General features: G+C 60.2%; 21 protein-coding genes. 10 read left to right on the top strand and 11 right to left on the bottom strand.

Features of this window, described 5'->3' with window-relative positions; genetic code table 11:
• Positions 1-56: 56 nt before the first annotated feature.
• The gene (locus GGQ68_RS11575; RefSeq protein ID WP_343055934.1) at positions 57-989 is read right to left on the bottom strand and encodes a PhzF family phenazine biosynthesis protein; all 933 of its coding nucleotides are present in this window, start codon (positions 987-989) and stop codon (positions 57-59) included.
• Positions 973-1728, bottom strand: coding sequence for a transcriptional regulator FnrL (fnrL, locus tag GGQ68_RS11580; protein WP_183966142.1), 756 nt, complete (start codon positions 1726-1728; stop codon positions 973-975). The genes GGQ68_RS11575 and fnrL overlap by 17 nt, the downstream gene beginning before the upstream one ends.
• 82 nt (positions 1729-1810) lie before the next feature.
• Here fnrL and hemN point away from each other — a divergent pair, with 82 nt between their 5' ends.
• Positions 1811-3166 (top strand): oxygen-independent coproporphyrinogen III oxidase, encoded by a 1356-nt coding sequence (gene hemN / locus GGQ68_RS11585; protein ID WP_183966144.1) that lies wholly within the window; start codon positions 1811-1813, stop codon positions 3164-3166.
• Positions 3167-3202: 36 nt separating this feature from the next.
• Here the strand turns inward: hemN and GGQ68_RS11590 are convergent, their stop codons facing one another.
• The 5 genes from GGQ68_RS11590 to GGQ68_RS11610 form a co-directional block, all read right to left on the bottom strand.
• Positions 3203-4792: an ABC transporter ATP-binding protein gene (locus GGQ68_RS11590; RefSeq protein ID WP_183966146.1), complete on the bottom strand. Its 1590-nt coding sequence runs from the start codon at positions 4790-4792 to the stop codon at positions 3203-3205.
• A complete protein-coding gene (locus GGQ68_RS11595; RefSeq protein ID WP_183966148.1) occupies positions 4789-6003 on the bottom strand; it encodes an ABC transporter permease in 1215 nt (404 codons plus the stop codon). Before GGQ68_RS11595 ends, GGQ68_RS11590 begins: the two co-directional genes overlap by 4 nt.
• Positions 6004-6006: 3 nt before the next feature.
• Positions 6007-7092 carry a microcin C ABC transporter permease YejB gene (locus GGQ68_RS11600; protein WP_183966150.1) on the bottom strand — a complete coding sequence of 362 codons (1086 nt, stop codon included), beginning with the start codon at positions 7090-7092 and terminating at the stop codon, positions 6007-6009.
• 53 nt (positions 7093-7145) lie between these two features.
• Positions 7146-9071 carry an extracellular solute-binding protein gene (locus GGQ68_RS11605; protein ID WP_183966152.1) on the bottom strand — a complete coding sequence of 642 codons (1926 nt, stop codon included), beginning with the start codon at positions 9069-9071 and terminating at the stop codon, positions 7146-7148.
• A gap of 236 nt (positions 9072-9307) precedes the next feature.
• Positions 9308-9820, bottom strand: coding sequence for a c-type cytochrome (locus tag GGQ68_RS11610; protein WP_183966154.1), 513 nt, complete (start codon positions 9818-9820; stop codon positions 9308-9310).
• 135 nt (positions 9821-9955) lie between these two features.
• On the opposite strand from GGQ68_RS11610, the gene GGQ68_RS11615 reads away from it, so the two are divergent.
• Positions 9956-10789: a prephenate dehydratase gene (locus GGQ68_RS11615; RefSeq protein ID WP_183966156.1), complete on the top strand. Its 834-nt coding sequence runs from the start codon at positions 9956-9958 to the stop codon at positions 10787-10789.
• Positions 10790-10863: 74 nt separating this feature from the next.
• Here GGQ68_RS11615 and GGQ68_RS11620 read toward each other — a convergent pair whose 3' ends face one another.
• The gene (locus tag GGQ68_RS11620; protein WP_183966158.1) at positions 10864-11334 is read right to left on the bottom strand and encodes a methylated-DNA--[protein]-cysteine S-methyltransferase; all 471 of its coding nucleotides are present in this window, start codon (positions 11332-11334) and stop codon (positions 10864-10866) included.
• A gap of 114 nt (positions 11335-11448) precedes the next feature.
• Here GGQ68_RS11620 and GGQ68_RS11625 point away from each other — a divergent pair, with 114 nt between their 5' ends.
• The gene (locus GGQ68_RS11625; protein ID WP_183966160.1) at positions 11449-11922 is read left to right on the top strand and encodes a hypothetical protein; all 474 of its coding nucleotides are present in this window, start codon (positions 11449-11451) and stop codon (positions 11920-11922) included.
• A 33-nt stretch (positions 11923-11955) separates the two neighbouring features.
• Here GGQ68_RS11625 and GGQ68_RS11630 read toward each other — a convergent pair whose 3' ends face one another.
• The 3 genes from GGQ68_RS11630 to GGQ68_RS11640 all read right to left on the bottom strand — a co-directional run bounded on the left by GGQ68_RS11630 (position 11956) and on the right by GGQ68_RS11640 (position 15122).
• Positions 11956-12645, bottom strand: a complete 690-nt coding sequence (locus GGQ68_RS11630; RefSeq protein ID WP_183966162.1) for a TadE/TadG family type IV pilus assembly protein — start codon at positions 12643-12645, stop codon at positions 11956-11958.
• Between the two features lie 12 nt (positions 12646-12657).
• A complete protein-coding gene (locus tag GGQ68_RS11635) occupies positions 12658-13194 on the bottom strand; it encodes a TadE/TadG family type IV pilus assembly protein (RefSeq protein ID WP_246429341.1) in 537 nt (178 codons plus the stop codon).
• A gap of 101 nt (positions 13195-13295) precedes the next feature.
• Positions 13296-15122, bottom strand: a complete 1827-nt coding sequence (locus tag GGQ68_RS11640; RefSeq protein ID WP_183966164.1) for a VWA domain-containing protein — start codon at positions 15120-15122, stop codon at positions 13296-13298.
• A 636-nt stretch (positions 15123-15758) separates the two neighbouring features.
• On the opposite strand from GGQ68_RS11640, the gene GGQ68_RS11645 reads away from it, so the two are divergent.
• The 7 genes from GGQ68_RS11645 to GGQ68_RS11675 all read left to right on the top strand — a co-directional run bounded on the left by GGQ68_RS11645 (position 15759) and on the right by GGQ68_RS11675 (position 24047).
• A complete protein-coding gene (locus tag GGQ68_RS11645) occupies positions 15759-17639 on the top strand; it encodes a Tad domain-containing protein (RefSeq protein ID WP_183966166.1) in 1881 nt (626 codons plus the stop codon).
• Positions 17636-18175 (top strand): TadE/TadG family type IV pilus assembly protein, encoded by a 540-nt coding sequence (locus GGQ68_RS11650; RefSeq protein ID WP_183966168.1) that lies wholly within the window; start codon positions 17636-17638, stop codon positions 18173-18175. The genes GGQ68_RS11645 and GGQ68_RS11650 overlap by 4 nt, the downstream gene beginning before the upstream one ends.
• Positions 18176-18180: 5 nt before the next feature.
• A complete protein-coding gene (locus tag GGQ68_RS11655) occupies positions 18181-18798 on the top strand; it encodes a TadE/TadG family type IV pilus assembly protein (RefSeq protein WP_183966170.1) in 618 nt (205 codons plus the stop codon).
• A gap of 244 nt (positions 18799-19042) precedes the next feature.
• Entirely contained in the window at positions 19043-19324 is a 282-nt protein-coding gene (locus tag GGQ68_RS11660) for a hypothetical protein (protein WP_183966172.1), read from the top strand.
• A gap of 100 nt (positions 19325-19424) precedes the next feature.
• Entirely contained in the window at positions 19425-21644 is a 2220-nt protein-coding gene (gene dnaG, locus GGQ68_RS11665; RefSeq protein WP_183966174.1) for a DNA primase, read from the top strand.
• Positions 21645-21765: 121 nt separating this feature from the next.
• A complete protein-coding gene (gene rpoD / locus GGQ68_RS11670) occupies positions 21766-23766 on the top strand; it encodes an RNA polymerase sigma factor RpoD (protein WP_183966176.1) in 2001 nt (666 codons plus the stop codon).
• Positions 23766-24047 (top strand): HlyU family transcriptional regulator, encoded by a 282-nt coding sequence (locus GGQ68_RS11675; RefSeq protein WP_183966178.1) that lies wholly within the window; start codon positions 23766-23768, stop codon positions 24045-24047. The genes rpoD and GGQ68_RS11675 overlap by 1 nt, the downstream gene beginning before the upstream one ends.
• Positions 24048-24109 lie beyond the last annotated feature (62 nt).

The following is a 24109-nucleotide window of genomic DNA, read 5'->3' on the forward strand; positions in this document are numbered from 1 at the left end:
CTTGCCACGGCAGGTGTTTGTGCGGTCCCGCGGCAGGCTTGGGATTGGAGGCCGGTTCACGTTGGCGCGTGGACAGGGGGCAGGGCGATCCGGCCTTCGCTGATGGGAACGGCGGTTCCGGAGACACGGATTTTCGAGATTATGCCAGCTTCGACGCGGATGGTCAGGCCGATCTCGGACGGACGACCCATCTCGATGCCTTGGCGCAAGGAAAGCCGCGTGTCGCCGTCCCCCAAGGGGGTGCTGGCATGCAATTGGGCGGCCAGAATAGCGGAGGCCGAACCCGTGGCGGGGTCCTCTGGAACACCGCCATCAGGAGCGAACATGCGGGCGCGGAAATCGCAGTCCTCGGCTGGCGTATACAGATAGGCGCCCTCCATCCCCGACATCGCCATGGCGTCGTCCCAGGCGTGTCTGTTTGGCTGCGATGCGGCCAGCGCCGTGGTGTCGGCGACCGGGATGTACAGATACCCGGGTCCGCCCCGCCATATCCCTGCACGATGCGCGCCGAAGCCGATTTTGTCGGCCGTCAGACCCACGGCCTCTGCCAGCAGCGCATCGCCAGGCAGCGTTCCGGTTTCGGGCCAGTAGGGCAAAACTGGCGCTGTGAACTGCGCTCTCATCTTACCGGCGCGGCGAGACACGTCGACCGGCACCAGACCGGCCTGTTCCTCAAGGGTGATCACCGTATCGAAATCGCCATCAGGGGCGCTTTTCAACGCCAGGAAAATCGCGCAACCGATGGTCGGGTGACCAGCGAAGGGAATCTCGTCGTTGGGAAAGAAGATCCGGACCTTAGCGGTGTGGCCGGGATCGTCGGGCGACATCACGAAAATCGTCTCGGAGAGATTGAACTCGCGCGCGATGGTCTGCATCTGCGCAACGCTCAGGGCGTCGGCTTGCTCGACGATGGCCAATGGGTTGCCCGCGTATGGCTGATCCGTGAACACATCGCAGGTGGCGGCGGGCAGGTCAGACAAGCAACCCACCATCGGAATCGTCGCCTGCTTCTTCCATCAGGCGTTCCATGTCGGGCACGGTCACATGCCGCTTGCCTTCGAGCGAGATCACACCGTCCTTGCGCAATGCCGTAATCTGCCGGGACACGGTTTCAAGCGTCAAGCCAAGGTAATCTGCCATAGCCTCGCGCGTCAGCGGCAGATCGAACACGATCGGCCCCTCGATGCCGGAACCCGCCTTGAGATGCAGCGTAGCGTCACGGCGCGCGATGATTGTCAGCAGCGACGCGATCTTTTCCCGCGCGGTCTTGCGCCCCAGCACCAGCATCCATTCGCGGGCCGCGTCCAGTTCATCCAGCGTCATTTCCAACAGGCGCTGCGCGATGTGCGGCGTGTTTGCCATCATCTCCTCGAACGGGGTTTTGCGGAAGCAGCACATCACCAGGTCCGTGGTCGCCACAACATCGTAAGCGGCAGTGGCACGGCCCGGACGGCCGACAAAATCCGATGGCAGCAACAGGCCCACCATCTGGGTGCGCCCATCTTCCATCGTCTGGGTCAGCGACGCGATCCCAGAGACGACGGAGCCGACGAAATCCATCTTGTCACCGGACCAGATCACCATCTGACCGGCTTCGAACTTGCGATAATACTTGATCTGTTCGAGACGCTCGAGCTCGTCGGTTTCACACCGTGCACAGACGGCGCGGTGCCGAATGGGGCACTCCTCGCATTCCTGACTTATAGTAAGGCTTCGCTCGTTAAACATGACGTCACCGCCTTTACAGTTTGATCTGGCGTTTTGATCTGGGTCAAAGCCCCGGATCGTCTTGCTGGCTAATGCTACGCTTATGGCGAAGCGAACACAACTCGGGCGGCTAGGCCTCTTTGATGCCAAAGTGCCGCGTTACACCTCATATCCGACGGCACCACACTTTGCTGGGGACGTCGGTCCATCTCGATTTAGTGAATGGGTTCAAGCCGTTCCTGAATACGGGGAGATTTCTCTTTACTTACATGTCCCCTTTTGTCGCAGGCTGTGCTGGTTCTGCGCCTGTCGGACGCAGGGCACGGCGACGGCCAGTCCTGTTCGTGCATACGTTGAAACGCTGGAGGCCGAACTGGCCCTGTTGCGTCAACATTTGCCACGTGGGGTAAAGCTGTCGCGCCTGCATTGGGGCGGGGGCACGCCAACGCTGCTGGAGCCCGACCTGATGAAGCGGCTGATTGCCGCGGTGCGTGAGACGGCTGATTTCGGCGAGAGCGCAGAGTTCTCTGTTGAGATCGACCCGAACGAGATCGATGCCGCGCGGCTGGATGTCTTGGCCGAGGGCGGGATGAACCGTGCGTCCATCGGGGTGCAGGACTTCGATCCGCTTATCCAGGAAGCGATCGGCCGCGAGCAAAGCTACGACGTGACGCGGGCGGCCGTGGACATGATCCGCGAGCGGGGCGTTGCCAGCCTGAACACCGATATCCTGTTTGGCCTGCCGCATCAGAACACCATCCGGATCACCGAGACGGTGCAAAAGCTCCTGTCTTTCGCGCCTGATCGCGTGGCGCTTTATGGCTATGCGCATGTGCCCTGGATGGCGAAACGACAGCAGATGATTCCATCTGACAAGTTGCCCACGCCAGAGGAACGGCTGGAGTTGTTCGAAACCGCGCGCAAGTTGTTCCGCTGGGATGGCTATTCAGAGATCGGCATCGATCACTTCGCCGCCCCGAGCGACGGTTTGGCCATTGCGCAGAAGACAGGAAAGCTGCGGCGCAATTTTCAGGGCTACACGGATGACACGTCCGATGTCTTGATTGGCCTGGGTGCTTCGTCGATTTCCAAGTTTCCCCAAGGGTTTGCCCAAAACGCCTCTGCCACGTCCGAGTATACGAGCGCGGTCCGGGACGGGCGTTTTTCCACAGCGCGCGGCCACACTTTCAAGGGGGAGGACCGACTGCGCGGTCGCTTGATCGAGGCGTTGATGTGCGATTTCCGTATCAACGCGGCAGAGATCACGCGCGATTTCGACATCTCCCGCGTGCGCCTGTTCGAGATGTTCCGCGCGACCAACGCGCAGTTCGAGAACATTCTGGAGATCACGGAGGATGGGCTATACGTGCCCGCCGATGCGCGTCCTTTGACCCGCATTATCGCCCGCAGCTTTGACGCTTATGATCTGAGCAAGGCGGGGCATTCCTCTGCCATTTGACGTGGGGCGCCCGGCAGAGGAGGCCGGGCGCATTTGTCAGACCACTTCGAAGGCAGCGTTCAGCAGGGTTCGCGTATACTCGTTCTTGGGCGCATCAAAGATCTCTTGCGCGGTGCCGGCCTCGATCACGTCGCCCTGTTTCATCACCATGACCTTGTGCGACATGGCGCGCACGACCTTCAGGTCGTGACTGATGAACAGGTAGGCGAGGTCGTATTTGCGTTGCAGATTGCGCAGCAGGTCGACGATCTGCACCTGCACGGTCATGTCGAGCGCCGAGGTCGGTTCGTCCAGCACCACCAGCTTGGGACGCAGCACCATGGCCCGCGCGATGGCGATACGCTGACGCTGGCCCCCGGAAAACTCATGCGGATAGCGGTGCATGGCGGCGGGGTCCAGGCCGACCTCCACCATGACCTCGGCCACCTGCTGGCGGTATGTTCGCTTGTCCGCCGAACCGTGCACGTGCAGCCCTTCGGCGATGATCTGTTCACAGGTCATGCGCGGGCTGAGCGACCCGAAGGGATCCTGAAACACGATCTGGATTTCGGACCGCAGGCGGCGCAGTTCCTTGGTGGACCAGTCGCGCACGTTCTGGCCGCGATAGCGGATGTCGCCCTCGGATTGGATCAGCCGCATGATGGCCAGTGCCAGCGTCGTCTTGCCTGATCCGCTTTCGCCCACGATCCCGACGGTTTCGCCCGCGCGCACAGCGATGGAGGCATCGTTGACGGCCTTGACGTAGCCTACGGTGCGCTTCAGCAAACCCTTCTGGATCGGGAACCAGATTTTCAGATGCTCGGTGCGGGCGATTTCCTCCGCCCCGTCGGCCACGGGATCGGGAACACCGACACTTTCGGCAGAGAGCAGCTTTTGCGTGTAGGGGTGCTGGGGCGCGTCAAAGATTTCGCGCGTGTTGCCCTGTTCGACAATTTCACCGTCTTTCATCACGCAGACACGGTCGGCGATCTTGCGCACGATGTTCAGGTCATGGGTGATGAACAGCATCCCCATGCCTTCCTTCTGTTTGATGTCTTCCAGCAGGTCGAGGATCTGCGCCTGAATGGTCACGTCGAGCGCAGTGGTGGGCTCATCGGCAATCAGAAGTTCGGGCCCGTTGGCCAGTGCCATGGCGATCATAACGCGCTGCCGCTGGCCGCCGGACAGTTGGTGCGGATAAGCGTTCAGACGGCTTTCGGGGTCGCGGATGCCGACCCGGTGCAGCAGTTCTATGATGTGCGCGCGCGCGTCGGTGCCGGTCTTGCCCTGATGCAATGCGATGGACTCGGCCAATTGCTTTTCCAGCGTGTGCAACGGGTTGAGAGAGGTCATCGGCTCTTGGAAGATGAACGAGATATCGTTGCCGCGCACCCGTTGCAGCCGCTTGGGGGAGGCGCCGATCATCTCGTCGCCCTCATAGGTGACGGAGCCTGACACCTCGGCATTGTCACCCAGCAGCGAGACAGTGGACAGGGCGGTCACCGACTTGCCAGAGCCGCTTTCCCCCACCAGTGCGACGGTTTCGCCCCGGTCGATGTGAAAGGACACACCTTTCACCGCGAGGCTGGTCTTGCCGTCCTGGCGAAAGGCGACCTTCAGGTCTTTGACATCGAGGATCTTGGTCATGAGAAGGTCTTTCTCGGGTCGAAGGCGTCACGCACCCCTTCAAAAATGAACACCAGCAGCGACAGCATGACTGCAAACACGGTGAAGCCGGTGAAGGCCAGCCAGGGCGCTTGCAGGTTCTGTTTCGCTTGCAAGGTCAGCTCACCCAGCGAGGGGGCCGAGGACGGCAGACCAAAGCCGAGGAAATCCAGTCCGGCCAGCGTGGCGATTGTGCCAGTGACGATGAAGGGCAGGAAGGTCAGCGTGGCAACCATGGCATTGGGCAGCATGTGGCGGAACATGATTGTCCGGTTCGACACGCCGAGCGCCTTTGCCGCGCGCACATATTCGAGGTTCCGCGCCCGCAGGAATTCCGCGCGCACCACGCCCACCAGCATCGTCCAGCTGAACAGGATTGTCAGCACCAACAGCAGCCAGAAACTTCGCCCGAAAATCGCGAACATGATGATGATGACGTAAAGCGAGGGGATTGCGCCCCAGATTTCGATTACACGCTGAAAGATCAGGTCAAGCCAGCCACCAAAGAAGCCCTGAACCGCGCCAGCCACCACGCCGATGATCGACGCGAAGAAGGTGACAACGAGGGTAAAGACGATGGAGAGGCGGAAGCCGTAGATGATGCGGGCCAGCACGTCCCGCTTGGTATCGTCTGTGCCCAGCCAGTTGTCGCCGCGAATGTCCGCAGGCAGCAGGCCGAAATGACGCTCGCCGTCCTCGCCTTCATAAAAGCCGATGACATCCGGGGGCAGGGGGGCCGCGCCCATCCGGTCCACCGGTGTATCATAGCTGTAGCGGATCGCGGGCCAGATCAGCGATCCCTCGTCAAAGCCTTCTTCGGCAAATGTGCCCGCGTTGATCTGCTCGATGATGCCTTCCGGATCGTCAAAACAGCTTTCCAGGCCGCCGGAGCGGATCAGACAGGCGACTTCGGGCGCGCGGTAGTCGGCCTCCGTGCGGAAATCCCCGCCGAACGCCGTTTCCGGATAGAAGTTGAACACCGGAACAAAGGTCTCGCCGCGATAGGTGACGAGGATCGGTTTGTCGTTTGCGATGAACTCGGCCACCAGCGACAGTCCAAACAGGATCAGGAAAAGCCACAACGACCAGAAGGCGCGTCGGTTCTTGGTGAAGTTGACCCAGCGGCGTTTGTTCAGCGGCGACAGTGTGAAGACGCCGCGCTTGTCCTCGGGGATCTGGGTGATGTCGGTCATCGCTCAGCCCTCCCGCTTTTCAAAGTCGATACGTGGATCGACAAAGACATACATCAGGTCCGACACGATCTGCATCACCATGCCGATGATCGAACTGAGGAACAGCGTCCCGAAGATGACCGGGTAATCGCGCTGCACGGCCGCCTCGAACCCGAGCCGCCCAAGCCCGTCGAGGCTGAAGATCGTTTCAATAATGATCGAGCCGCCGAAGAACACGCCGATAAAGACCCCCGGCAGACCGGCAATGACAATCAGCATGGCATTGCGGAAGACGTGGCCATAAAGAACTTTCTTCTCCGACAAACCCTTGGCACGGGCGGTCATGACGTATTGTTTTTTGATCTCGTCAAGAAAGCTGTTCTTGGTCAGCAGCGTCAGCGTGGCAAAGGCCGAGATGGTCGAGGCCCCGACCGGCAGCGCGATGTGCCAGAAGTAGTCGCCGATCTTGCCCAGCAGACTGAGGTTCTCCCAGTTGTCGGACGTCAGCCCTCGGAGCGGGAAAATCTGCCAGTAACTGCCCCCCGCGAACAGCACCAGCAGCAGGATCGCAAAGAGGAACCCGGGGATCGCATAGGCCACGATGATGATCGCAGAGGTCCATGTATCGAAGGAGGTGCCATCGTTGACCGCCTTGCGAATGCCCAACGGGATTGAAATGAGATAGGCAATCACCGTCGACCACAGGCCCAGCGTGATCGACACGGGCATCTTTTCCAACACCAGATCGATCACGGAAATCGAGCGGAAGTAGCTCTCCCCGAAATCGAGGCGCATGTAGTTCCACATCATGTTGAGGAAGCGTTCCAGCGGCGGCTTGTCGAAGCCGAATTCACGCTCCAGCTCCTCGATGAACTCCTTGGGCAGGCCACGGGCGCCGACATACTCACTGCTGGAGCCGAAAGTTTCCTCCCCCACGTCGTTTCCGCCGCCACTGAACCCGGCTGTGACGTCGCCCTGACCCTGCATCTGGGCCAGAACCTGTTCGACGGGACCGCCGGGTACAAATTGTACCAGTACGAAGTTGAAGATCATGATCCCCAGAAGCGTGGGGATGATGAGCAGAAGACGTCTGAAGATATAGGCGGCCATGTCGTGTCAGTTCACCTGATTCTTGTGGGGCGCAAAGGGCAAAAAGCGGGCGCTCATTTCAGAACGCCGCGCTCCTGCAGGGCCTGTTGCTTGTCTTCGTTCATCCACCAGAAGTCCAGAACCCCCAGCGCATAGGGCGGCAGGTCTTCGGGGTGTTCGAACATATCGTATTGCGCGGTCCAATATTCGGCGACAAAGCCATCGGGCACCTGCACGCGTTCCCAGCGCAGCGCACGGTCCAGCGCGGTAAGCGCCACGACCTCGTCTTCGCGGGTGGTGGTGGCCAGCGCCGCTTCGATGATGGCGTCGACCATCGGGCTTTGCAGAGCAGAGGGGTTATAGGACGACACCACCGCCGTTTCCGAGCCGAAAAGCTGCTGCAACCCGGTTCCGGCAGCGGCAAAGGTCAGGATGCGCGTCTGGATCAGGTCGTAATCTTTGTCCAGAAAGCGCTGCTGGCCTTGCGCGCTGTCCACGGTGGTCGCATCAACCGCGATGCCCCAGTCCGTGAGCGTGCGCACATAGGTCTCGATAGAGGCTTTTCGAACGTCATCCCACGCGGAAATCACTAGGAAGTTCAGCGACATCTGCTCGCCATCGGCATTCACAAGCTGGCCAGTTTGGTTCAGCGTCCAGCCTTCCTGTTTCAGCAGCGCGAGGCCTTTGCGCTTGTTGCGGCGGTCGATTGGATTGCGCGGATCAGATGTGTGCGGCATTACCGCTTCTTCGGTCAGCACCTCTGGCGGAACCACCTCGCCCAGTGATTTCAACAGCTCCAGTTCGGCCCCTGTGGGCACGCCCTTGGCCTCCCATTCCTGCCCTTCCACGAAAGAGTTGCGCTGCGTAGTCAGGCTGAACTGAAGCGACTCACGCACCCACTCAAAGTTGAACGCCAGACTCAGGGCGTGGCGAATGTTCCGGTTGTCCAAGGGCGCGCGGGTCGTGTTGAAGATGATACCGGAGTTGTTTGGCGCGGTCTGGTCGGGGATGGTTTCCAGGATCACGTCGCCGCGCTGCACAGCCGGAAAATCATATCCCGTGGACCAGCGTTTGGTAGAGCCTTCGGTGCGGAAGGTTGTGACGCCGGCCTTGAACGCTTCGAATTCTGCGGTGTCGTCGGCGAAGTATTCGAACCGGACGCGGTCGAAGTTGAAGCGCCCCTTGTTCGCAGGATGATTCCACCCCCAATAGTCTGGATTGCGCTCATACACGACGTAGCGATTGAACTCGTAATCCGCGACCTGGTAGGGGCCCGACGCCATCGGTGACAGCACAGAGGGTTCATCCAGCCGTTCGCCGGTTTCCTCGTACCAGTCTTTCGAGAAGATCGGCGCGCCCCCGACCTGAGAAATCAATGAGCGGCGGGAAATGTCCGGGGCAAATTCAAACCGGCAGGTGAGGTCATCGATGACTTCGGCCCCGATCACGCGTTCGCCGACACTACGTGCGAACGACCGGATGCCCTGTTCGAGAAAGAGATTGTGGGTAAAGATCACGTCTTTCGCAGTGACCTGCTGGCCGTTGCGAAATTTGACATCATCGCGCAGGTGAAACACGACCCAGGCCTGGTCCTCGGGATACTCGACCTCACGCGCCACAAGGCAGTAGCTGTCGGTGATCGTATCGGCGGGCAAACCGCCGCCCCATGGCATCTCACCGAACAGGCTTTCCGCGACAACGCTTGAGTTGCTCTCGGGGTTGCCGCGCCATGCCCAACGATTGAAGCCGTCGAATGTACCGCGTGCCCCGATGGTGATTTCGCCGCCGCGCGGAGCATCCGGGTTAACGTAACCCCAGTGGGGGTAGTCCGCTGGGTACTTCAAATCGCCATAGAAGGAGTAGCCATGCGCCCGGATCATCTGCGCCGCTTCATGAGAGTCGGCCCAACCGGTGCGGGGCAGGACGCTGGACACGGCCGATGCCCCCAAAAGCCCGAGGGCCTGACGGCGGTCGATCTGGAACGGCTTGGATCTGGTCATCGGTGCTCTCCCTTTGGGGGCGGTCGCGCGCAGGCAACGCGTCCTGTCCATGTCTCGGCAATATTGGTTAAAATTAAGCTAAGTGCACAGCGGGGCCACATTCAAGGTGCGAATGTTTCATCTCACGCAAGCGTTTGCGTGAACGCGCGCAGAGGGCAGACCCTTGGCCTGCGAAAAAGGCCGCATCCCGAAGAATGCGGCCCCTGTGGCAACCGATTGCGATCCGCTTTTTGCGATCAGCTTTCGGATTCGATATAGGCAATGACGTTTGCGCGGTCTTCGGCGCTGGACAGACCGTTGAAGCCCATCGCGGTGCCGGGCGCTGCGGCCTGCGGGTTGGTCAAAAATGCGCTGAGGTGATCGTAATCCCAGACATCCCCGATCGGCGCCAGCGCGCCAGAGTAGTTGAACCCTGCAACCGACGCGATATCGCGGTTGACCACACCGTTCAGATGCGGACCGACACCATCAGTGCCGTCAAGCTTGTGGCATGCCTTGCACTTGTTGAAGACGCGCGCGCCAGCACCCGCATCGGCGGAGGCCATCAGCTCGGCGAAATCGACTTCGGGTTCCGGCTCGGCCGGCTCGCCGCTGTCGGTTTCAATGACGTAGGCGGCGGCGTGCTCTTCGCCGTGGCCTTCGGCGCCGACGTGGTACACGGTCTCTGCGGCCCATTTGCCCATCAGGTAGATCAGCAGAGCGCCGCAGACGCCGCCCACAACTTTGGTCATTGTCATCGTGTCAAACATGAGGTGCCCTGTTCATCTTGAGTATCCATCGCGCGGGTAACTACGACTTCCCTTTGCCCGTGGCAAGCGGTAGAAGCCGCGACCAAACGCCCGCCCCGGGTGAGAATGCAGAGAATTTGCCGGAGGTCCCCAAAAATGACGCAGCGCATCGCCTTTCAGGGCGAATTGGGGGCTTATTCGCATCAAGCCTGTGTCGACGCCCGCCCAGAGGCGGAGGTGCTGCCCTGTCAGACCTTTGAGGACGTGATCGAGGCGGTGCGGGTTGGCAACGCGGACTTGGCGATGCTGCCGGTGGAAAACACCACCTACGGGCGCGTGGCGGACATCCATCGGCTACTGCCGGAATCGGGACTGAGGATCGTGGCCGAGGCCTTTGTCCGCGTGCATATCTCGCTGATGGCGCTGCCGGGCGTGCCGATCGAAGACCTGACCGAAGTGCGCGCACATCCGGTTCTGTTGCCGCAAGCGGGAAGCTTTCTGCGTAAATACGGCATCAAGGGCGAGGCTTGGGCCGACAGCGCCGGGGCCGCCGCCGAAATCGCGGCCGGAGGCCTGCGCACCGTGGGGGCCTTGGCCTCTGACCTTGCTGCAGAGATCAACGGCATGCACATCCTTGCCCGGCATCTCGAAGACCATTCGCACAATACAACCCGGTTCCTGCTGATGTCGCCGGAGCCGGACAATACGCGGCGTGGTGCGCATGGCATGATGACCACTTTTGTCTTTCAGGTGCGCAACATTCCGGCCGCGCTTTATAAAGCGTTGGGTGGATTCGCGACCAATGGTGTCAACATGACCAAGCTTGAAAGCTACATGGTCGGTGGCTCCTTTGAGGCGTCGCAGTTTTATGCCGACATCGAAGGGCATCCGGAGGATCCTGCAGTGGCGCGCGCGCTGGAGGAACTGGGCTACTTTACCTCGACCCTGGATATTCTGGGCGTCTATCCGCGCGACCCCCGGCGAGACTAGCTCCGCGCGCCTCCGGGCGCGACTGGATGAGCGCGCCGCCGGGCGCGACTGGATGAGCGCGCCGCCGGGCGCGACTAGATCAACAGGCCGGCAGCGCCTTCGTGGCGCAGCAGCCAAACCTTTGCCTCAACGCCGCCGCTGCCAGAGAAGCCGCCAAGCCCATTTCGCCCCAGGACGCGATGGCAGGGGATGAGCAGCGGAACAGGATTGCCGCCGCAACCTTGGCCGACGGCCTGCGCGGGCACACCCAGATCGCGGGCAATGTCGCCGTAGGTCCGCGTCTCTCCAAAGGGAATCGCGGTTATGGCGTCGCAGATCGCGCGCTGAAATTCGCTGCCCATGACACGCAGCGGCAGATCAAAGCGCGTCCGCGCGCCCGCGAAATAGCCGGTCAACTGCGCTTCGGCCTCTTGCAGCAGCTTTGAACCGGCGATTGTCGTCGTGTCCGCGCTGCTCGCCCAGCGCAAAGTGGTGATGGCGCCGTCGTCCTCGGTCACTGAAATGTGGCCAAGTGGACTGGCAAAGCTGTGGTGGCGGGTGGTCATCGGCTCGCTCCTGCGGTCGGCGCAGCATCAACATGCAAAGGACGTAGCGCAACACGCTTTCCGAGCCGCACCCAAGTCGATAGGAGGGGCGGGACCAGACAAGGGGACGAACCAATGGCGGAAGAATTGACACGGATTGGCACATCGGCCCCGCGTCGTGTGCTAGGTGTGAGCGCGATGACGGCTCTGGGTGCCATGCTGCTGTACGTGGCGTTTGCCGAACCGCCAGCCAACTGGCTGTGGCAGGTCTTTCTCGTGGCGCTCGGCCTCATTGCGCTGTGGTTTTCGGCCCGTATGTGGGAGGCGACCGGTCACGAGTTGATCCTGACCGACGAGGCGTTGACCGACAGCGACGGCACGGAACTTGCGCGCCTCGATCAGATCGCCAAGGTGGATCGGTCGGTTTTTGCGATGAAGCCGTCGAACGGTTTTATCATTCTTCTCAAAGAGCCGATGCCACGCGCGTGGCGACCTGGCCTGTGGTGGCGGATGGGGCGTCGGATTGCCGTTGGCGGTGTGACCTCTGGCGCGGCGACAAAGCCGATGGCAGATATCATCGCCGTTAAGGTCGCCGACCCGGACGTCTGATACCTGCACGGGCTTTTCAGCCTATCGTCTCGTTCAGCTTCTGCCCCAGCCATTGCCTCTGCCCGGCCAGTTTCCGTACCAGGGATTTCCCCAGCCATTGCCGTTGCCGGTGTCATCGTCATCCGAGGATGACGACCCTCCGCCCCCGGTATCATTTCCGGCAAAGGGGATCTGGGGCGCATAGCGCGGCGCGGTAAAGCTGTAGGTGCGGATCTGGAAGGCGCCGATGCCAATGTCAAAGGCAGGCTCCCAGTCTTCCCAGGTTTCGACCAGAACGAGCTGCTGGTTGTCCATGGCGGGCGGCAGCCGATCACCAAAACTGACGAGGTCGGCGTCGGTCAGGGCGCTGGCCACGCCGGACATCGCGTCGCCCCGTTGTTCGGACCATACGACCGACCAACGGTCTCTCCTCGAGGAATATTCGACAACGGCCGTCCGCATGTCTGTGATGGCACTGTCGGACTTTGTCAGCGTCGTCAGAAGGTTGAATGCGTTGTCAATGTAAGTGGACGACACGCCATCGGTCTCACGCGAAATCATGTCGCCGATCACATAGTTCGCTTTCTGGTTCACGCTCTGCTGGTGAAACGCGTCGAAATAGACCCAACCCGCGCCAAACAGCCAAAGCATCACCGGCAGCACGATCACGGCCTCGGTCGAGATGTACCCGCGGTCATTGGCGGCAAAGCGCCCTAGGCGGCGTTTCAAAAAGGAGGTTAGCATGTTGATGTCTCCTCAGCTCGGCTCGTTGACGAATGCACTGGTCGAGACCAGCCCGGTGTAGCCTTCGCCATCCTTGTTCAGGCTGGCGTTCAGCGAGCCGATGGGCGTGACCGGTCTGAACTTGTAGCAGGCGCGCAGGAACATGATCTGTCCGCCCTGACCGTTTACGAAATGACGCTGGGGGGTGACCGGCTCTGACAGGTCGACACAATCCGCGGCCGCCGCTGGTTGCGCCCAATTGTTGATGTCGAGCGGGATCATTTCCAGATGCAGCGTCTGAGCGCATTCGGGCAGGATGCGGGCCCTGGCGCAGATGGCGGCTTTCATCTGGGCGTGGGTCGTGGGGCCGATGCCGAGCTTAACGTCACGCACAGTCTGATCCAGCGCACGTTCCAGAACGGTGTGTCGGATCGTGACGATGCCAAGCTCCATCGACGATATGATGAGCAGTAGGAAAATCGGCATCCACAGCGCCACTTCAGGGGCGACCGTGCCATCTTCACGGCGGCCAAACCGGCGAAGGAGGGGCAAAAGAGTACGGGTCATCATCTTGGTTTGGCCTCGGTCAGGGGTTACGGTCACGGAATTCAAACAGGGCGTACCTGCGGGTCGCCTCGGGGCCCGCATCAAACAGATACGGGGCCGGAGGATCATTCGGTCAGGCGCAGCTCGACCAGCATGTCGGAGATGGAGCCGAAGGTTTCCAAAAGCTCATCGCCCTCAACATCGTAGAAATGCGCGGTGGAAGAGGCGCAGTCATTCATTGCCGACAGTCCGGCTCTCGGGGCTTCGACACCAATGGCATAGACGACAATGCCGGCATCTTTGGCTGCGTCGCAAATGCGGTGCAGACGGTTATCGGCGGCCGAACCGTCGACACGAACCTCCCAGGTATAATAGGCGTTATGATACTGCTGGTAGAAGGCTTGCCCGTCTTGATACGCCTGCCAATACCACGTGTTGGCGTATTCAGTGGTCTTGATTGTGCCGAACAGCTCTTGCCAGTTCAGGCGCACCGGCGCGTAATTGGAGCAATCACCGTCGGAGCCCGTCAACCCATCGACGTCCATATCAGCGTAGTCGGTCGACAATATCCCTTCGACCAGCGTGCTCTGGGCCGAATTTGCGCCTGCGCCCTTGTAGCTGGAACAATGCGCCGTGTTGGCTGTGTCCTGGCCGATCGTTGCAACGTCGCCCACCATGGTCGCTGCACCCCGAACGACCCAGCTATACGGTCCATTCTGATAGGCGTTCCACCGGCCCGCCCGGTGCGGCCAGTAGAAAACATCGTTTCTGTCACCTGGCCTGTCTATGACGCGGATTGACCAGCGGTCATCGCCTGTCCCCGGTGTGCCATGATCGTCTACCCATACATCGGACATGGCGGCCGGATTTTTCATCCAGTTCGGAAGGTCGTATTGCTGCGTGTTCTGGCCGTCGGTCATGACAACGACGAATTTCTGCGCGGCAGCCTCGTAAGGGGCAGGGCGGTAGCGTGCTGTTTCCGGGGCGAGGCCGCGGTTGGCAAGCTCCTCCACAACAGGCTGCGCCGAAGGGTCAAGCAGCGCCGTTCCCCATTTCATGCCAAGGTCGATGGCCGTGTTGCCCTGTGCCTCCAGGCTGTCGATGAAGTCCTTCAGCGCGTCGGGGTCTGCACTGTGGGCGATGATGTTGCCGGTGGTTCCGGTCGAACACCATGGCGTGTCCACGGTCATCCTGCCGTTTGAGATCGGATCAAAATGCGCGATTTGTTCAAGGGGCTGATCGGGATCCAGGGACACACTGTTGAAATCACTGCTGTCAAAGGCCGCACAGGTGGACATCGTGTGGTCCAGGTCAAGCGTGTAGAGCTGAGACAGCTCCGGCCCCAGATTCACTGTTGCGTTGTAGGGCACAATGGACACGGTCACACGGCTGTTGTCGCCACCGGAGCCAAGAACGGTATCAACGAACTCCTTTGCGGCGTCCTTCAGCTGGGCGATCTTGGCGCCTCGCATGGAGCCGGAGATGTCCAGAACAAGGCTGATCTCTGTGGGGGCAATGGCATTCTCGGCGGTGGCCCTGCCGTAGACATCCAATTCGGATACGCCAATGAGACTGAGGAAATCCGAGCTGATACTGGCATGACCGTCGGCCGTGACCCTTTTCGCGCCAAGGCCATTGTCCACCGCAACGCCGGAGAGTTCGTCTTCCATGTTCATCGCGCGGAAAAAGTCCTGCACCACAGATTCCGGATCAAGGGTGTTGTTCAGGTTGGCCGCGGACAGAACCGCGCGATCCAGTGTCTGCTGCACTTTGTTACGCTTGAGTTCCGCATGCATCATGTCGATGCCGACGCCGCCGAAGATCATCATGATCAAGGACCCCACGAGCGCCACATAGGACATGGCGCCATCCTGCGCTGTCCAGAAACGGCCCAGAAAGCCGCCGGTGGCGGAACAGTCGTTTGTCGTTTTCCGGGTCAAAAGGGTCATCATAAAGGCACCTTGTCAAACGCGACGTCAGTCAGGCTTGCGACTCAACCTACGCCATTCGGGATGCCCGTTTTTTGCCCTGTTAACGTGGCTAAACTTGGGCAGTTTGACATGCCTTTTCATAGAATTTTAAGCAGTTTAGCGCACAAAACCGCTTTAGACTGCGGCTTTGTTTCCAGGCTCTGGACAGATGCGCTATACCGCGCTGATCGAGGCCCGAAAGACAAAGCACCATGGATCCGATTTCGGTTCAACCCTGCCTGCCTCCCGATGCTGGTTTTATGATGTGGACACTCAGGCGTCCCGCGCATCTCGTACGAAAGCATCGAGAAAATTGAGCCGTAGGGCAGGGCAGTGCCCCTGTGGTCGGGCTTGGCGCGGGGCAGGGGAAGTGCGCGACGAGCCTCCCGCCGGAAAGCCGCAGTTCGGGGCAGTGTTTCGCGTGTCGTCTCGCCCCAAACGGCGGCTCAAGCCCGGACGGATATTTTGGCTTCTCTTAAAATCCTATGGGAAGTCCGCTTCGCTGCCGCATTCGCATCCGGATCGTTGACCGAATCTTACCCGAAAAACGTCTGAGACTGCGGCAGAGAGCGTCTGCCGTCCCAACACGACCGATGATGGCACGACGAGGAGACACCCATGCGACAGACCGGCACCCGCAGCCCGCTTTCCCGGACAGTCGCCCGCTTCGTGCACGAAGAGGACGGCAATTTGACCGTTTTCTCGATCTTCATTCTGATGTGCGTGATGCTGATGTGCGGCGCAGCCGTAGACCTCGCGCAACAAGAAAGCGAACGTGTGCGGCTGCAAACCACGCTGGACCGTGCGGTGATCGCGGCGGCGGACCTTGATCAGCGCCAGCAGCCGGTGGATGTGGTCGCTGACTATGTGGCCAAAGCGGGCTTGGGCAACTATCTGACCTCCGTCACGTCCACGCCCTTCTTCAACGAACGCACGGTCGGTGCCGACGCCGGCATGACGATGGACACGCTGTTCCTGAGGCTGGCCGGGATAGACACGCTCGATGTGCGCGCCGTTTCGATGGCAGAGGAGCGCATTGCCAATGTCGAAATCAGCCTCGTGCTGGACATCTCCGGCTCCATGCGCTGGAACAACCGGATCGAAAACACCCGCGAAGGGGCGGCCAATTTCATCAGGAAAGTGCTGACCGAGGAAAGCGAAGGCATTACCACGCTGAACGTGGTGCCCTTTGCGGGCCACGTGAACCCCGGCACCGATATCTTTGCCTATCTGCGCGGCGAGCGCCCCAAGCTGAAGGGCAACAACGGGTGGGGCAACGGCGATCAGGACGCGCCGGGTGGGTCGCTGTGCAACAACAATGCCGAAAACGCCGAGGAGGGGGCGGAGGCAGATGAATGCTCCGACGGCACGGCCACGGCCCAGACCGGTCATTTCGCGGAATGGACGCAAGCGATTTCCAACGTGGTGCTGTACTTCGACACCGACGGCGATCAGGTCTTTGATCGCGCGCACAAGATCGAAGGTTTCCCCGAGAACGCTCCGCGCGACATGGACGACCTGTATAAAGGTGCGGTGGCATGGGTCGCTGCGCGCGACAACCGGATCGACGCTTGGGATTTCCTGGGTGTGTCGATCAAGGGTGGCCGGGAAAAAACGCGCTATTTTCAGGTGAAGGGCAACCTGAATGGGCCCGGCAGCGACCTTGGCCCCACCAAGAACAATGGCAAGCTTCCCGGCAGAACTTACAGATACAGTGACATCGACTTTGCCGGTTGGGAGAGCCTCTATCCCGACGCATTGGAAGCGGCTGACGACGTCAACGTGAATATGCCCGGCTCCTGTGTGGAGATCTACGACAGCGAATTCTCCAATTCAGCGCTGCCGACATCCAGCGACTATGTTCCGCACTTCCAGTTCTGGCCGCGTGAGGCGGAAACGATGGATTGGGGCTGGTGCCCGGGGGAGGACACGGCGATCCAGTATTACTCGTCGAATGCCACTCAGCTGGTCGATTTTATCAACAACATGCGCCTGCACGACGGCACTGGTCTGCAATACGGCCTGAAATATGCGCTGGCCTTGCTGGATCCGGCCACCCGGGCGGCCGTCTCGTACCTGATTGACGAAGGTATGGTGGACAGCCAGTACATCGGCCGCCCCATCGCATGGGGCGATCAGGAGACCGAGAAGTTCATCGTGGTGATGACCGATGGCATCGTGACGGAGCAATTTCGCCCCGCAGATCCGGACAGTCCGCTGAATGGCGAGCTTGAGCTGCAATCGCAAGGGCGGCACAGCTATGTGGAGGCCTCTTCCCAAGGCAATAACCTCGACAACATGCACACCCAATGCGCGCTCGCGAAAAGCCAAGGTGTCACCGTTTTCATGGTTGCCTACGAGACGACGGATGCCGCCGCAGCGGAACTGAGCCACTGCGCCTCATCGGACAGCCACTTCTTCCACGTCCAAGGCAGTGATGTGATTGAAACATTCGACATCATTGCTCGTCAGATCAACAATTTGAGGCTGATCCAATGATGTCCCGCATCCAGAGCTTTGCCGCCCGTTTCTGCAACGACGAAGAGGGAGCATCTGCCACCATCGAGTTCATTTTCTATTTCCTTGCGTTCTTCGTGATCTTGATGACGGCCTTTGAAATTTCCGCAATCAACATTCGCCATGCGATGCTTGAACGCGCCGTGGATATGTCTGTACGCGATATCCGTCTGTCGACCGGTGATATTCCCAGCTACAGCGACCTGCACAGGCAAATCTGCGAAGACGCAGGTGTGATCGAAAGCTGCTCGGACAACCTTCGCCTGGAAATGGTGCAGGTTGATCCGCGCGACTTCTGGACGATTTCAGATTTTCCCGATTGCAAGAACGCAGAACAGCCGCCGCGCCCGGTGCGCAACTTCGTCGAGGGTCAGGACAATGCACTGATGCTGGTGCGGGCTTGCCTGAAGTATAAGCCGATCTTTCCGACCACTGCGGTTGGCGCGGGGCTGGATCAGGATGCGCAGGGATATGCCAAGCTGATCGTCAATTCTGCATTCGTCCAAGAGCCGAGGTAATCAAAATGACCGCGACGTATTTCACGCGATTTCAACGGATCAAGCGACGACTATCTGTCCGCGCGTTTCTGCGCGACACGGAAGGCTCGATGACGATCGAGATGATGCTATGGCTTCCGCTGATTTTGACGGTCATTGCGGGCACATTTTCGCTGCACGACGCCTTTCGCTACAAGACGTTGAACACGAAGGCCGCATACACGATTTCTGACGCGATCTCGCGGGAAACGACTGCGATCGACGGCCCTTACCTGGATGGCATGGTTGATCTGATGGCCTTCCTGACCCGATCGGATGGGCCGTACAGCCTGCGGGTCACGCTGGTGCGCTTTGACGCCGGCGAAGACACAACTGATGGCACGACACCCGCGGCCACCGGCGAGTATCTGGTGGAGTGGTCTCAAACCCGTGGAGAGTTCGGGGAGCTTCAGACCATGGATCTGGCGGACATGACCGACCAACTGCCGGTCCTGCTGGACAATGAACACGTCATCGTGGTCGAGACGGAAACCGATTATATTCCCCCCTTTGCGGTTCCCGCACTGAACGAGGCGCGTATGTTCTATACCTTCGGTTTCACGCGCCCCCGTTTTGCGCCCAAGATCACATGGGCCGAAGGGTAGTGGGCGAGGCAATCTCCGCCTTGAGCGCGGTCAGTCGTCTTCACGAATGCGTCAATCCGCACAGGCTGATCCCGGAGTGGACATGAGGTGACGCTGCGGCACCCTGTAGAAATTCGATATGACTTCAAACGTTTGCGCAATGCTGGCCCGCGATCTGCAATAAGCCGCCGATCCCGTTCCAGCCGTTGCCGGGCAGGGGGCTGTGCACTAAAACCAGTCCAGACCCCAATGTCGGAGACGAATGATGCGCAATGCCGTGCTTGCCCTGATCCTTGCTGGCCTGCCTGCTGTGGCCGTAGCCCAAGATGACGCGCTTGAGACCTGTGCCCAGACCGAGGCGTGGTTCAACCTTGCCGTTGACAGCCGCAAGATGGGGGAACCCAAGCGTACTGTGCAGACCACGATGCGCGACGAGATGGACCGTGCCGCGGCCGATCAACTGGTGGAGTTCGTCTATGCGTTACCCGAAGGCCAGCTGACACATGCTGTAGGTGCCATGGCGCGTCAGCAGTGCGAAGGGCTTTGACGCAAAACCGCACGTTTCCAAATCTCAACGATAAAGAAGCGCGGTGCAATGTGCCGCGCCCCCTTGAGAATCGCCTCGGACACGGAGGATACTGCGCGCTATGAGTCTCCCCCCCGGTTTCCTGGACGAATTGCGCAATCGCCTCACCCTCTCCGATGTGGTGGGCAAGAAAGTCATGTGGGACAAGCGCAAGTCCCAGCCGGGCAAAGGCGACCTGTGGGCGCCGTGCCCCTTTCACCACGAAAAAACCGCCTCGTTCCACGTGGATGACCGAAAGGGATTCTACTACTGCTTTGGCTGTCATGAAAAAGGCGACGCGCTGAGCTTTGTGCAAAAGCTCGACAATGTGGGCTTCATGGAGGCGGTGGAGATCCTTGCCGGGGAGGCCGGGATGGAAATGCCCGCCAAGGACCCGAAGGCGCAGGAAAAGATCGACCGCCGCACGCAGCTGACCAAGGTGATGGATGAGGCCGTGCGCTTCTTTCGGTTGCAGCTTAAAACCAACGCGGGCCGCGAAGCGCGTGCCTACCTGGCGAAACGCGGGCTGGACGAGGCCGCGCTGGACCGTTTCGAGATCGGCTTTGCGCCTCAGGGCTGGGACAACATTCGCAACGCGCTGACCGGTAAAGGCGTGCCGCTGGATCATTTGCTGGCCTGCGGCCTGTCCCGGACGTCGGACAAGGGGCGCGAACCCTACGACGTCTTCCGCAACCGCATCATGTTTCCGATCCGTGACGGACGTGGCCGCGCCATTGCGTTCGGTGGTCGGGCGATGGACCCCAATGACAACGCGAAATATCTGAACTCACCGGAAACGGAACTGTTCGACAAATCGCGCAACCTCTATAACTTGCGCCCCGCGCGTGAGGCGACCGGCAAGGGCAAACCGCTGATCGTGGCCGAAGGATACATGGACGTGATCGCCCTGTCCGAGGCTGGGTTTCATGCTTCTGTCGCACCGCTTGGCACCGCCGTGACGGAGAGCCAGCTCAATCTGATGTGGCGCGTCTCCGAAGAGCCGATCATCGCGCTCGACGGCGACAAGGCCGGCTTGCGGGCCGCCTATCGTGTCATCGACCTTGCGTTGCCACTGCTGGAAGCCGGGAAATCGCTGCGCTTCGCCATCATGCCGGAGGGCAAGGACCCCGACGATCTTCTGCGGGCCGAGGGGCCGAAAGCGGTGCAAAAGGTCCTGGACGATGCCATGCCCATGGTCGATCTGCTCTGGCGGCAGGAGACAGAGGACAAGACCTTCGACAGCCCGGAACGCCGGGCCGCATTGGACAAATCCTTGCGCGAACGTGTGAAGCTGGTGCGGGATCGCAGTCTTCGCCACCACTACGCGCTTGCCGTGCGTGACAGGCTGGACACGCTTTACGGGCGCACGTCTGGCGGTACTTCCAGCTTTGACATGACATTTTCCAACACGGGCTACGGCGCGGGGCCGGATCCGCAATTTGATGATCCCGGCCCAAGCTATGCGCCAGCCTTTGATCCCGGATACGATGCGCCGCCACCCTCTGCACCAGATTACGATCATGGATATGAGCCCGCCGGCTTCAACAGCTACGCACCGGTGCCAGAACCGGCACCGCAACAACGCCCTGTCGGCCAGTCGGGCAATCAAAATGGCGGCTCAGGCGGATTTACAGGCAGTTTCAAGGGCAAGGGCCGACGTTACAAAGGTCCACGACGTCCGTGGGATCCGCCCGAACCACCCAGCCCGACGGCGAAGGCATCGCTTTTGGCGTCCGGTGGAGAGGCGCCTGAAGTGCGCCTGCGCGCAGAGGTCATCCTCGCCACGCTCTTCTGTCACCCCGAATTGACCGAGGATTTCGACAGTCAGATCGAGGACATGACCTTCACAGACGCCAATTTGACCGCTCTGAGGGACATTTTGCTGGCCTGTCGTGACCGTCCCGCCGACGTAAAGGACGAGGCCGCGCGCAGAATCGGCTCGGCACGCCTTGAATCCCTGATGGCCTCGCGCCATATCGCAGTCGTTCCTTGTATCCGCTCGCCCGGCGCGCTCGACATTGCCCGCACCACGGTGTCCGAAGAACTGGCGAAGCTCGAAGCTATGCGGGGTTGGCATGCGGAGCTAAAGGAGGCCGAGGAGGATCTTCAGGAGGAGGCCGACGAAGCGATGACATGGCGACTGGGCCAGGCGGCCCGCGCGCGTTCCGATATCGGTCGACGCACAGACGAAAGCGAAATGGACTTTGCGGTCGGCAAGAACGGCGCGCTGATCGACAAGGACGAGCGAAGTGCTTTTGATTCGCTGCTTTCGACGATTCGATTCGACAAAGGGCGTAAATAATCCTCACCTCGGTGAGAAAAAGGTAAACATATAAGGCTAGACGGGTGTCCGAATCGCCGAATCACGATAAGTAGTCGGATTAACGAATCACCCAGTCCGTCGCCCCGATCAGGAGAGCCGCATGGCAGCCAAGGACAACGAAGACACTAAGTCCCAGGACCAAGACGAAGAGATCAGCCTCGACATGTCGCAGACTGCGGTCAAGAAAATGATCGCCGAAGCGCGCGAGCGTGGGTACATTACCTATGATCAACTCAACCAGGTTCTTCCGCCGGACCAGGTGTCCTCTGACCAGATCGAGGACGTCATGTCGATGCTCTCCGAGATGGGCATCCAGATAACCGAGGACGACGAAGAAGGCGAAGACGAAGACGCCAAGGGCTCCACTCAGCTGGTGGAACAAAAGCGGGGCGGTGACGTCACGCTTGGCTCCGGGACCTCCGAAAAGCTGGACCGCACCGACGACCCCGTCCGCATGTACTTGCGCGAGATGGGCTCTGTCGAACTTCTGTCGCGCGAAGGCGAAATCGCCATCGCCAAGCGGATTGAGGCGGGCCGCAATACGATGATCCTCGGGCTTTGTGAAAGCCCGCTGACCTTCCAGGCGATCACCATCTGGCGCGAGGAACTTCTGTCCGAAGACATCCTGTTGCGCGACGTGATCGACCTTGAAACCACATTTGGCGACCAGGTGGGCGAGGACGGCGAACTCGGTGCGCCTGTCGTCGATCCCAACGCAGCTGTCGGGGCAGAGGCGCCTCAGTCGCAAAAATCCGACGAGCCGGAATACGATGCCGATGGCAACCCCATCTCGAAGGATGACGACGACGAGGACGATGACGAGCAGGCGAACATGTCGCTTGCCGCCATGGAAGCCGCTCTGAAGCCAAGTGTTCTGGAAACCCTCGACCGCATCGCGCAAGACTACGAAGCCTTGGCGGAGATGCAGGACAGCCGGATTTCGGCAACGCTGAACGAAGACGGCTCCTTCGATTCGACCGACGAGCAGATGTATCAAAAGCTGCGCTCTGAAATCGTTGAGTTGGTTAATGGCCTGCACCTGCACAATAACCGCATCGAAGCGCTGATCGACCAGCTCTACGGCATCAACAAGCGCATCATGTCGATCGACTCCGCCATGGTGAAGCTGGCCGACCAGGCGCGCATCAACCGTCGTGAATTCGTCGAAGAATACCGCAATCACGAGCTGGATCCGAACTGGCTGGAACGCATGGGCGAAAAGTCCGGGCGCGGCTGGCAGATGTTCATCGAACGCTCCACCGACAAGGTCGAAGAGCTGCGCTCTGACATGGCGCAGGTCGGTCAGTACGTTGGTCTGGATATCTCTGAATTCCGCCGCATCGTGCAGCAGGTTCAGAAGGGTGAGAAAGAAGCCCGTCAGGCCAAGAAGGAAATGGTCGAGGCGAACCTGCGTCTCGTGATCTCCATCGCGAAGAAGTACACCAACCGTGGTTTGCAGTTTCTTGACCTCATTCAGGAAGGCAACATTGGCCTGATGAAGGCGGTGGATAAATTCGAATATCGCCGCGGTTACAAATTCTCGACGTACGCGACATGGTGGATTCGTCAGGCGATCACGCGCTCGATTGCCGATCAGGCGCGCACGATCCGTATCCCTGTCCACATGATCGAGACGATCAACAAGCTGGTCCGCACCGGTCGCCAGATGCTGCACGAGATCGGGCGCGAGCCGACGCCGGAAGAGCTGGCCGAAAAGCTGCAGATGCCGCTGGAGAAAGTTCGCAAGGTGATGAAAATCGCCAAGGAGCCTATCTCGCTCGAAACGCCGATTGGCGACGAGGAAGATTCGCAGCTTGGCGACTTCATCGAGGACAAGAACGCGGTTCTGCCGTTGGATTCCGCCATTCAGGAAAACCTGAAGGAAACCACGACCCGCGTGTTGTCGTCCCTGACGCCGCGCGAGGAACGCGTTCTGCGCATGCGCTTTGGCATCGGCATGAACACCGACCATACGCTCGAAGAAGTGGGGCAGCAGTTCTCGGTCACACGGGAACGCATCCGTCAGATCGAGGCCAAGGCGCTGCGCAAGCTCAAGCATCCCAGCCGTTCGCGCAAACTGCGTTCGTTCCTGGATCAGTAATGTCGTTTTGGAAGAAACTCTTCGGGACCGGCGGTGCGGCTGAAAAGCCCGCCGCCGAACCCATCGAATACAAGGGCTTTCGCATCACGCCACAGCCCATGTCCGACGATGGCGGCTACCGCATCTGTGCCTTGATAGAAGGCGAGGTCGACGGCGAGACAAAGACCCATCAATTGATCAGGGCCGATGTCATTCGCGACGCCGAAGAATGTGCGGCCGCATCTGTCGCCAAGGCTAAGCAGATGATTGATCAAGTTGGGGCCGGGGTGTTTCGCGCCTGAACCTGAGCGCCACCGCCACGGATCCAGACCGATTTCGAACCGGAGCAAGCGTTAGCCTTGCT

Origin of the sequence: Sagittula marina, assembly GCF_014196795.1 — a bacterium.
Taxonomy (GTDB): domain Bacteria; phylum Pseudomonadota; class Alphaproteobacteria; order Rhodobacterales; family Rhodobacteraceae; genus Sagittula; species Sagittula marina.